At 72.3% G+C, this 10,595-nt stretch carries 4 protein-coding genes; 2 read left to right on the top strand and 2 right to left on the bottom strand.

Features of this window, described 5'->3' with window-relative positions; all coding sequences use genetic code 11:
* Positions 1-123: 123 nt before the first annotated feature.
* Both ACFXB5_RS24640 and ACFXB5_RS24635 read right to left on the bottom strand, forming a co-directional pair.
* Positions 124-1,464 (bottom strand): condensation domain-containing protein, encoded by a 1,341-nt coding sequence (locus tag ACFXB5_RS24640; protein WP_385211534.1) that lies wholly within the window; start codon positions 1,462-1,464, stop codon positions 124-126.
* 19 nt (positions 1,465-1,483) lie between these two features.
* Positions 1,484-8,752, bottom strand: coding sequence for an amino acid adenylation domain-containing protein (locus ACFXB5_RS24635; protein ID WP_385211532.1), 7,269 nt, complete (start codon positions 8,750-8,752; stop codon positions 1,484-1,486).
* A gap of 337 nt (positions 8,753-9,089) precedes the next feature.
* On the opposite strand from ACFXB5_RS24635, the gene ACFXB5_RS24630 reads away from it, so the two are divergent.
* Together ACFXB5_RS24630 and ACFXB5_RS24625 are read left to right on the top strand one after the other, a co-directional pair.
* The gene (locus ACFXB5_RS24630) at positions 9,090-9,899 is read left to right on the top strand and encodes a thioesterase II family protein (RefSeq protein WP_385211530.1); all 810 of its coding nucleotides are present in this window, start codon (positions 9,090-9,092) and stop codon (positions 9,897-9,899) included.
* Positions 9,886-10,595 (top strand): DUF885 family protein (locus tag ACFXB5_RS24625; protein WP_385211528.1); only part of this gene is annotated, 710 nt, incomplete at its 3' end. The genes ACFXB5_RS24630 and ACFXB5_RS24625, both read left to right, overlap by 14 nt.

Raw genomic sequence — 10,595 nt, 5'->3', positions numbered from 1 at the left:
GCGCGGCCCCCCCCGCCCCCGGCGCCGGGCGGGCCCGCCCGCCCCCCCCCACACCCCCCCCCCCGAGGGGGGCCCCGCCGCCCGTGTCACCCACCCCCGGCCCGCCCCCCCACCACCCGGGCCCTACTGCGCCGCGACGGCGTGCAGGACGGCGGTGTAGTCCTCGGCGAGAGCGGCGATGGTGTCCTCCGTGAAGAGGTCGGAGGGGTAGACGATGCTCCCGACCAGCCCGTCCGGCGTCGTGCCGACGGCCAGTTCGAGGTCGTAGCGCGCGGTCAGGCGGTTGAAGGGCTGGGCGACGGTGCGCAGGCCCAGGAACGCCGGCAATTCTCCGGCTCCTCCGTGCAGCGCGGCGACGTCCATGGTGGTGTTCTGGAACTCGAACATCACCTGGACGAGGGGGTCGCCGCCACGGTTCGGAAGACGGGCGACGACCTCGTCGATGGGTGCGTCCTGGTGCGCGAACGCCGCCAGCGTACGCTCGCGCACCTCGCCGAGGAGTTGCGCGAACGTGGCCTCGCGAGGAGCTGTCGACCGTATCGCGAGCGTGTTGACCATGCAGGTGATGAGTGCTTCCCGCTCGGGGGTGGTGCGCCCGGTGACGAGAGTGCCGACGGTGATGTCCGTCTGCCCCGTCCACTTCCTCAGGAGGGCGTGGTACCCGGTCAGGAGGGTCATGAACAGAGTCGCGCGGGAGGACCGGCCCACTTCGGTGAGGCGGGCGGTCAGCTCGGCGGACAGGGTGAAGCGGTGCCGGCCGGCGTGCGCGGTGCGGGTGGCAGGGCGCGGCCGGTCGGCCGGCAGGCGGAGAGCGGGGGCGTCGGACAACTGGTCCTGCCAGTAGGACAGGTGCGTGTCCAGCCGGCCCCGGGTCAGGTTCCGGCGCTCGTCCAGGCTCAGGTCCGTGTAGCCATACGTCAGGGCGGGCAGCGCCGACGAGAGCGCGACTCCTCTGACGGCCAGCGCGTACAGGACCTCCAGCTCCCGGAAGAGGACGGCGACCGACCAGTCGTCGAAGACCACGTGGTGACCGACGCACACGAGTATGTGGTCGTCGTCGGCCAGGCGCAGCAGCCCGGTGCGGAGGACTTCGCGACCGAGGTCGAACGGCCGCCGGGCGAGCTCGTCCGCGTACCCGACCGCCGCGTCGGCCGGGTCGCTCCCGCCGGAGAAGTCCCGTTGCTCGACGGGGTACTCCTCCGGTGCGCGCGCGGTCCAGCGCAGTGTGCCGCCGAGGCCGACGTCGAAGGTGCTGCGCAGCGACTCGTGCCGGGTGAGCAGGGTGTGCAGGGCGCGCAGCAGGGCGGGCGTGTCGAGCGGGCCGTGCAACCGCAGCGCCACCGGGACGTTGTACTCTCCGCTGCCCCCGGTCAGCTGCTCCGCCGCCCACAGCCGCCGCTGTGCCGCGGTGGCCGGCGGCCGTATCGCCGTGCCCCCCGGGCCGCTCTTCGCCGTCAGTGCCACGGTGCTCCTCGCTTCCTGATTACGGGTTGGTACCGTCGTCCATGGAGTCCGTGAGATCGCGGGCGACGGCCTCGATATGCGGTGGGTGCAGCATCGTGTAGTGATCGGCGTGGACTGGGCGGGCGGTGAACGCACCGTCGGTGCTGTCGCGCCAGCTTTCCGCACGGGCCGCGCCCTCCGCGTCGGCGGAGTGGAAGTAGAGCAGGGGCCCCGGGTACGGGGCCGGTTCGTACCCGGCGAGGGCGTGCGCGTTCGCCCGGAAGACGCGGTAGGCGCGTTCGAACTGGTCCGGCCCCAGGTCGGGGAGGGCCTTGGCGGCCCGCAGTTCGCCGAGCAGCCGGGCCGGCGCGGCAGCGCCGTCCGCCGTGCCGGCCCCCGGGCGCGCCGCGGCGCGTTCCAGCGGCAGCGGAGGGAGTCCGGCCGCCCGGCAGAGGTCCTCCGCGAAGTGCCGCATCAGGGATTCCTCGTCGAACTCCCCGGCCTCCGCGGTCGCGGGCCGCCCGGCTCCGCCCGGGTGGCCGGTGTCCAGGAGGGCGAGGAGATCGACCTCTTGACCGGCCGCACGCAGTTCCGCGGCCATCTCCCGTGCGACCAGGCCGCCGAAGGACCAGCCCAGGAGCCGGTACGGACCGTGCGGCTGGACGCGGAGCAGCTCGGTCAGATAGCGCTCGGTCATCGCCCCGACGGTCGGCAGCGGGTCGGCCCCGGGCTCAAAACCCCGGGCGGCGAACGCGTGGACGGGCTGGTCCTCGGGGAGGGCGGCCGTCAGCGCCCGGTAGCAGAACACGTTCCCACCGATGGGATGGACGAGGAACAGGGGGCGTCGGGTACCGCCGGCGCGCAGCGTGACCAGCGACGTGTCCCGCTGGGTGCCCTCCTCGGGCGAGCGCAGCAGCGCGGCCTGCGCCGCCACGGTGGGGGAGTCGAGCACGGCCGGGAGCGGCAGCCGGGTGCCGAACTCCGCGCGGATGAGGGAGACCAGGCGCAGCGCCGAGAGGGAGTGCCCGCCGAGTTCGAAGAAGTCGTCGTCGACGCCGATCGGTCCGGTGCCGAACAGGCCCTCCCAGACGGAGAGCAGCCGTACCTCCCAGGGGTCCCGGGGCGGGACACGGAGGGTTGGAGCCTCCGTCATGGGCGCCCCCAGCGCGGGCAGGGCCTTGCGGTCGACCTTGCCGCTGGAGGTCAGGGGCATGTGGTCGATGCGGCGCCACGCCGAGGGGACCATGTGCTTCGGCAGCTTCTGCCCGAGGAACGACTTGCAGGCCGTCAGGTCCGGCTCGCCGCCGGATGCCGGCACCACATAGGCGGTCAGACGGTCCGACTCCAGCAGCACCGCGCAGGCCCGTACCGACGGGTGACCGCCCAGCATCGCCTCTATCTCGCCCGGTTCCACCCGCATGCCGTTGATCTTCATCTGGTCGTCGGCCCGGCCGGCGAACTCCAGGACGCCGTCCGGGAGCCACCGTGCGAGGTCACCGGTGCGGTACAGCCGCAGACGGGTGCCGTCGGGACGGCTGAGGTATATGAAGCGCTCCGCGGTCAGCTCGGGCCGACGGTGGTAGCCGTCGGCGAGGCACACACCGCCGAGGTGGAGTTCACCGGTGACGCCGAGCGGCACCGGGTTCAGGTCCCGGTCGAGTACGTGGGTCTCGGCGTTGGCGATGGGGCGGCCGATGGGCACGACCTCCGGCCCGTCGGCGCGGCAGTGCCAGAAGGTCACGTCCACCGCGGCCTCCGTCGGGCCGTAGAGGTTGTGCAGATCGGCGTCCAGGAGTGCCATACAGCGCTGCTGCAGATCGTGGGCGAGCGCCTCACCACTGCAGAAGACCCTGGTCAGCCTGGCACAACGGGGGATCTCGCGGTCGTCCAGGGAATCCAGGAACGCCTGTAGCATGGACGGGACGAAGTGGACCGTGCTCACACCCTCGCGCTCGATCAGCCCGGCCAGGTACTCCGGGTCGCGGTGGCCGCCGGGCCGGGCCAGCACCACGGTGGCGCCCGAGATCAGTGGCCAGAAGAACTCCCACACCGAGACGTCGAAGGTGTACGGAGTCTTCTGCAGCACCCGTTCGCGCTCGGCGAGCCGGTACTCGTGCTGCATCCACAGGAGCCGGTTGCTGATCGCGCGGTGCGGGACCACCACTCCCTTCGGGCGGCCGGTGGAGCCGGAGGTGAAGATCATGTAGGCCGGGTCCCGCGGTCCCGCGGTGTCCGGGACGTCGTCCGCCGGGTACGCCGCCCACCGCGGATCACGGCCGTCGACGCACTCGACCACGGCTCCCGTGCCGTTCAGGCGGTCCCGGCCGGCCACGGTGCTCAACACCACGACCGGCTCCGCCTCCGCCAGCAGCTCGCGTACCCGGTCGGCCGGGTCCTCACGGGAGACCGGCACATACGCGGCTCCCGCCTTGAGCACGGCGAGCAGCCCGATCATCAGCTCCGGTGACCGGTCCAGGTCGAGAGCGACGAAACGGCCCGGTGCAGCACCCAGCTCGCGCAGCCGGTGGGCGAGTTGGTTGGCGCGCTCCGTCAACTCCCGGTACGTCAGTGACTCTCCCTCGCAGCGGACCGCCGGAATGTCCGGCGTGCGTCCGGCCCGCCGCTCGATGATCCGGTGCAGCACCTGGTCACCGGGGAAGTGCCGACCGGTGTCGTTCCACTTCCGCTGCCGCTCCAGTTCGCCGGCGGACAGCAGCGGGGTGTGCGCGTACGGCAGGCCGGGGTCCGCCGCCATGGCACGCAGCGCGTTGAGGTAGTAGTCGCCGAACAGGCCGATCTGTTCGGCGGCGAAACGGCCCGAGTCGTACCGCAGGGCCATCACCAGCGCGCCGGCGGCCCCGTCGAGGGAGAATTCGACACCGAAGGGGAAGCTGGAGTGCGCGGCCCACTCCTCGTCCAGCACCTGGAAGTCGTCGTACCCGCCGACCGAGTCGTAGACGTGGAAGTGCGTGTAGTTGAAGTACGTCTCCAGGACGGGGGCGTCCGCGCCGAGCGAGCCGAGTTCCGCCAGCGGGAACCGACGGTGCTCGTGGAGCCGCTGGTCCACCTCGGCGGTGTGACCGATGAGATCGAGCCAGCTCCCGCCGGGCAGCCGGCCGCGCATCGGGACGGTGTTCAGGAAGACGCCCAGAACCCTGTCGCCGTCCTGCTCCTCGGCCCTGCCGTTGTACACGACGCCGGTGAGCACGTCGTCGCTGCCACTGAGCACGGCCAGCACACGCAGGTGCGCGGCGAGCAGGACGGTCCGTACGGGTACCCCGAGCAGATCGGCCAGTTCCAGCACGTCGTCGGAGAGCGATGCTGGAAAAGGCACGTCCGCGCAGGCCATGGCCGCGTCCGCCGCCGCGGGCCGCTGCCATCGCGGCAGCGTCGTCCGTGGCGCTCCCGCGAGTTCGGCGGCCCAGAACGTCCGCTCGTCCGCACTGTCACGGGCCGCCCGTTCCAGCTCGACGAAGGTGCGGAAGCGCGACCTGGGAGGATCGGCGGGCCGCGGGTCGGCGGTGCCCGTCACCTCGTCGCGGTACCGGCTGAACAGCTCGGCCAGCAGCGACCGTTCGCTCCAGCCGTCCAGGATCGCGTGGTGCTCGACGACCAGCAGCTGGAACGTGTCCGCCGAGCGCCGCTGCACATGGAAGCGGATCAACGGCGCGGTCCGCCATGCGAACGGCCGCCGCCGCTCGGCACGGAAGCGTCTCTCGACCGCCGCCTGCCGCGCCTCCGGAGAGAGGTGGCCGAGGTCCTCGAAGGACAGCGGCAGGGGAACGTCCTCGTGGACGAGGTGCATCGGCTCGTCGAAGGTGTCCAGGTCGAAGGAGACGCGCAGGATCTCGTGCCGGGCCAGCACGCTCCGTACCGCACGGCGCCACGCCTCTTCCGAGTACGCGGCACGGAGGTGGTAGCTCGTGACGTTGTGGTAGAGCTGCTCCGTGCCGTCCGCGCCGCTGCCCGCCGTCAGTTCGCTGTGGTAGATCATGCCGGCCTGCAGGGCGGACAGCGGATAGGCGTCGGTCACGCCCTCGGGCACCTTGGCCCGGTCGTGTCGGCTCAGCGCGGTGAAGGGGGCGTCCGAGCGGGCCTGTGAGGTCGCGGAGACCGTGCGTACGACCGGAGCGAGTTCCCGTATCGTCTGCCGGCGCGCCAGCTCGGCGATGTCGAAGTCCAGTCCGTGTTCGCGGGCCGCGGCCAGGATCTGGATGCTCCGGATGGAGTCGCCGCCGGACGAGTAGTAGGGGGAGTCGATGCCGATCCGGTCGTGCCCGAGGACCTCCGTCCACAGCCGCACGAGGGTGCGTTCCACATGATCGCGTCCGGCGACGAGGTCCGTCGAGGGGGCGGCCCGGAGCCGCTTCGGATGGGGCAGCCGGGCACGGTCCACCTTGCTGTTGACGGTCAGCGGGAGCTCGTCCAGGACCACGAGGAAGGCCGGGATCATGTAGTCGGGCAGCCGGTCCGCCAGCTCGGCCCGCAGCGCGTTCTCGTCCAGTTCGCCGTCCGTGGTGAGGAGGTACCCGGTGAGGTGGTCGCCGCCCGGCGGGTCCGACCGCAGGACCACCACGGCGTCCGCCACGCCCGGGTACCGCGACAACGCGGCCTCGACCTCGCCCAGTTCGATACGGAAGCCACGCAGTTGCACCTGGTCGTCCAGCCGCCCGCAGTACTCCATGTCCCCGCCCGGCAACTGCCGCACCAGATCACCGGTGCGGTAGACGCGGGCGTGCGGACCACCCCCGAAGGGGTGCGGCAGGAACCGCTCGGCGGTCAGCTCCGGCCGGTCCAGATAGCCCCGTGCCAGCCCCGCACCGCCGACGTACAGCTCTCCCGCGACGCCCCGCGGCACCGGACGGCCGTGCGGGTCGAGCACGTAGAGCTGAAGGTCGGGGATGGGGACCCCGATGGCACTGGGCCGGCCGGCGGCCGTGTCCGCGAAGGTGACGGGCCGGTAGGTCACGTGGACCGTGGTCTCGGTGATGCCGTACATGTTCACCAGCCGCGGCCGCTCGTCCCCGTGCCTGAGCATCCAGGGGCGCAAGCCGGGCGGGTCGAGCGCCTCGCCGCCGAAGACGACGTAGCGCAGTGCCAGGGGGGTGTCCTCGCCGACGGGGTCCGCGGCCTCCGCCTTCATCAACTGGTGGAAAGCGGAGGGCGTCTGGTTGAGGACGGTCACACCGGTACGGCGCAGCAGCCGTAGCATCTTCTCGGGGGACCGGCTCACCTCGTACGGGACCACGACGAGCGTGCCGCCGTGGAGCAGCGCTCCCCAGATCTCCCAGACCGAGAAGTCGAACGCGTAGGAGTGGAACAGGCTCCACACGTCCCGTTCGGTGAAGCCGAACCAGGCCCGTGTGGAGCTGAAGAGCCGCGTGATGTTGCGGTGCGGGATCAGCGTCCCCTTCGGGTGGCCGGTGGACCCGGAGGTGTAGATGACGTACGCCAGGTTGTCCGCCGTCGCCGTGCGTTCGGGGGCGCGTCCGGCATCCGCGGCGTCGCTCGGGGCGTCCGCGCTCACGTCGACCACCCGGCCGCCGAACCCGTCGGCCGGCCCCGTGCCCTCGCCGGCCCGGACCAGGTGGGTGATCCCGGAGTCCTCGACGATGTACCGCAGGCGGGCGGGGGCGGAGGACGGATCGAGCGGGACGTACGCGCCGCCCGCTTTGAGGATGCCCAGGATCGCCACGACGAGGTCGGCCGAACGGTCCATCGAGAGGCCGACGAGTGTCTCGGGCCCCACACCGAGCGCACGCAACCGGTGCGCGAGTTGATTGCTGCGCCGGTCCAGCTCACGGTAGGTCAGGGTGGTCCCCTCATGGATCACGGCGGTGGCGTCCGGGCGCCGCCGCGCCTGCTCCGTGAAGAGGTCGTGGCAGCAGGCCTCGTCCTGGATGGGTGTTTCGGCCGGCGGCGGCGCCAGCCGGGCGTACTCCCGCTCGTCCAGGATGTCCAGGGCGACCACGGACCGGTCGGGGTCCTTCGCGATGCCGGTCAGCAGCCGGCGGTAGGAGTCGGCCAACTGCTGGAGGGTCAGTCCGTGGAGCAGACCGCCGGGGCAGCGGAGCACGGCGCGGGGTTCGTCGCCGTCCAGGACGACTTCGAGACCGAGGGCGTACGGACCGGTGAATGATCCGGAGTCCGGTGCCGCGCCCAGCTCCGTGACCGCCCCGCCCGGAACCGGCAGGGACGGCCGACGGGCGCCGGTCTCGGCGAACGCCACGGTGTACCCCGGAAGCGGTGCGGTCGCGTCGCCGGAGTCCGGCGGCGGCGCGAGGTTCTCCAACGGCAGGGTCCGGTACTCCCCGGCCTGTGCCGCCACCGCGGCCGTGCGCCGCAGGGCCTCCCGGAATGACGGCGCGTCGGCCAGCTCGCAGCGCAGTACGCGGATGGTCTCCAGGCGGCCCACCGTGTCCCGGAACCGGTCGTCCGCCCGGTCCGCGGCCACGACTCCCAGCCGGACGTCGGACGGGCCGCCGTACCGGTCGACCAGGACCGCGAAGACGGTCAGCAGGCCGGTGGACACGGAGGTGCCGGCCTCCTGGCACTGTGTGTCCAGCGCGCGCACGGCCTCGCCCGGCAGCGGAAAGGCGCACGGTTCGGCGTCCGGCGCGGAGCCCTCCGCGGCGTACGGCCGCACGAAGGGCAGCCGCAGGCCACCCGGCTCCCCGGCCGGCTGCTTCTGCCAGAAGTCCAGCTCCGCCCTGGCCTCCGCGGTGCCCAGCCGTTCCTCCTGCCAGGCGACGAAGTCCGCGTACTGGCGCGCCGGTCGTGATGCCGTGGCGCGCCCGCCGTCCACCAGGGAACCGTAGGCGTCGGCGAGTTCGGTGCCGATGATCTCCATGGAACGACGGTCGGCGACGGTGTGGTGCGCGACGAGCAGCAGCGTGGGAGGAGTGTCCGGCGCGCGTACCAGGACGGCCCGGAACGGGGGAGCGGCGTGCAGGTCGAACCGCCGGGCCGCCTCCCGTGTGAGCTGCCGCCGTGCCGCCGCCGCGTCCGCGACGTCGATGACCCGCCAGTCCGGTCGCGCGGACCCGTCGACCAGCAGACCGACCGTCCCGTCGTGCTCGGCGAACCGGGTGCGCAGCGCCTCGTGCCGGAGTACGACCGCCCGGATCGCCTCATGGACCAAGGTGTCGTCCGCCGACGTGGGCAGGGCGTAACAGCGCACCACGGCGCCGGCCGCGGGTGCCGACCTGTGCAGCCGGTGCAGATGCCGCTGGGTCAGGGGAGCGGGGAGAACTCGGGGTGCTTGCCGGGGCACCGCGGCTTCGGTGACGGCCACATGATCATCGGTCATTCGGCAAGCCTTCCCATGGCGCGCGCCTCCTGTGGGACATTCCTCGCGGCGCACACCGACGTGCGGAGGAATGAACGGAATTCACTTGGAACCGGTGCCGGGAATCCGGGCGGGGTGCCTTCCTCGGGGGAATCAGCTTGTCCGGGTCGCGGCGGCCGAGTCAACGAATCCGCACCACCTTGCCGTGGCACGAACGCCAATGAATGCCGCCCGACCCACTTTCGTGTCCGCTGGCCCCCACCAAAGTACGGTCCCCGTCGAGTGGTGGCTCGTGATTATTCTTGGTGCGCCGTGCCGTCGGCACCGAAATGCCCTACCGACCGGGAGTTGACATCAAATGCCGCAACAGGCCCCATGGCTCAGGGAATTCCATACCGGTCAGGGGTCAGCGGGAACGCTGGTCATGTTTCCGCACGCCGGAGGTTCGGCGAGTTCGTTCCGCGCGTATTCGGCGGCGCTGTCCCCGCGGTTCAGAGTCCTCTGCGTGCAGTACCCCGGACGGCAGGACCGTGTGCGGGACGCACTCGTCGACGACGTCCGGGACCTGGCCCGGGGGGTGGCGGCGGACCTGGCACGCCTCGACGCCCGGCCGCCGGCGTTCTTCGGCCACAGCATGGGGGCGGTGATCGCCTTCGAGGCCGCCCGTCTGCTCCAGGAGGCCACCGGACGCGGCCCGGCGCGGCTCTTCGCGTCCGGCCGGGCGGCGCCCGCCCGGCCCGCCCGGAGCACCGCCCCGCTGGTCCACCTGATGAGCGACGCCGATCTGACGGCCCACCTCCGTCAGTCGACCGCCACCGACCCGAGGGTGGCCGCGGACGCCGATCTGCTGAAATCCGTCCTGCCGCCGCTGCGCAGCGACTACCGGGCCGTCGAGACCTACCACTGCCCGCCCGGACGGCGGATCGCGTGCCCGGTCACCGTACTGGTGGGGGACCAGGATCCGCTCGTCCCGCTGGAGAGCGCCGCCGCCTGGGCCGAACACACCTCGGCCGACTGCGAACTCCTCACCTTCCCCGGCGGTGACCACTTCTATCTGCTGCCCTCGCACGACCGCGTCATCGAGGTGATCACCGATCGCCTGGGCCGGGCACCGGCGCCCGCCGCGGCGGCCGGGAACGGGAGGAGCACACGTCATGTCCAACCGTGACGGCGGACGTCCGGACCAGCGGGGGGTGCACGCGCTCAGCGACGCCTATGTCGCCGACTACGCCGCCCTCGATCCGATCATGGCGACGTACCTCGGTATCCCCGGGAACGAACAGGACCTGACCGACTACTCCCCGGACGGTCACCTGGCGCGGGCGGAGCTGAGCGCCCGGGCGGTACGGCACATCGAGGCGGCGCAGCCGGCCGATGCGACCGAGCGAGTCGCACAGGCCGTCTTCGCCGAACGGGGCGGCGTGACACGGGAGGTGCACGATGCCGGGCTGGACCTGGGCGCCCTCAACGTGACGTTCAGCCCGGTGCAGCACCTGCGGGAGGTCTTCGACCTGATGCCCACCGGCACCGAGGAGGACTGGTCGGCGGTAGCGGTCCGGCTGGGCAGGGTGCCGCAGGCACTGACCGGTCTGCGGGCCTCACTGGACCGCGCGGCCGACACCGGCACGGTGACCGCGGCACGGCAGGTCGTCCGCGTCGCCGAACAGTGCGAGACCTGGGCGGGACTCCGCGGAGCGCCGTCCTACTTCGAGTCGTTCACGGACCCCGCGCGGCAGAACGGCACGAGCGGCACGCTGCTCGCCGCCCTTGACTCCGGCGTTCGCGCCGCCGCCGGCGCGGTCGCCGGCTTCGCCGGGTGCCTGCGCGTCGTCAGGGGCCCCAGGGCGCCGGCTGTGGTCGCCGT

It is taken from the genome of Streptomyces sp. NPDC059455, assembly GCF_042750115.1.
GTDB lineage: Bacteria > Actinomycetota > Actinomycetes > Streptomycetales > Streptomycetaceae > Streptomyces > Streptomyces endocoffeicus.
This window is presented reverse-complemented; position numbering and strand designations above follow the sequence as displayed.

Excerpts from the sequence above, each read along its gene's own strand:
- ACFXB5_RS24635 (WP_385211532.1), bottom strand. The coding sequence starts at position 8,752 with ATGACCGATGATCATGTGGCCGTCACCGAAGCCGCGGTGCCCCGGCAA.
- ACFXB5_RS24630 (WP_385211530.1), top strand. The coding sequence starts at position 9,090 with ATGCCGCAACAGGCCCCATGGCTCAGGGAATTCCATACCGGTCAGGGG.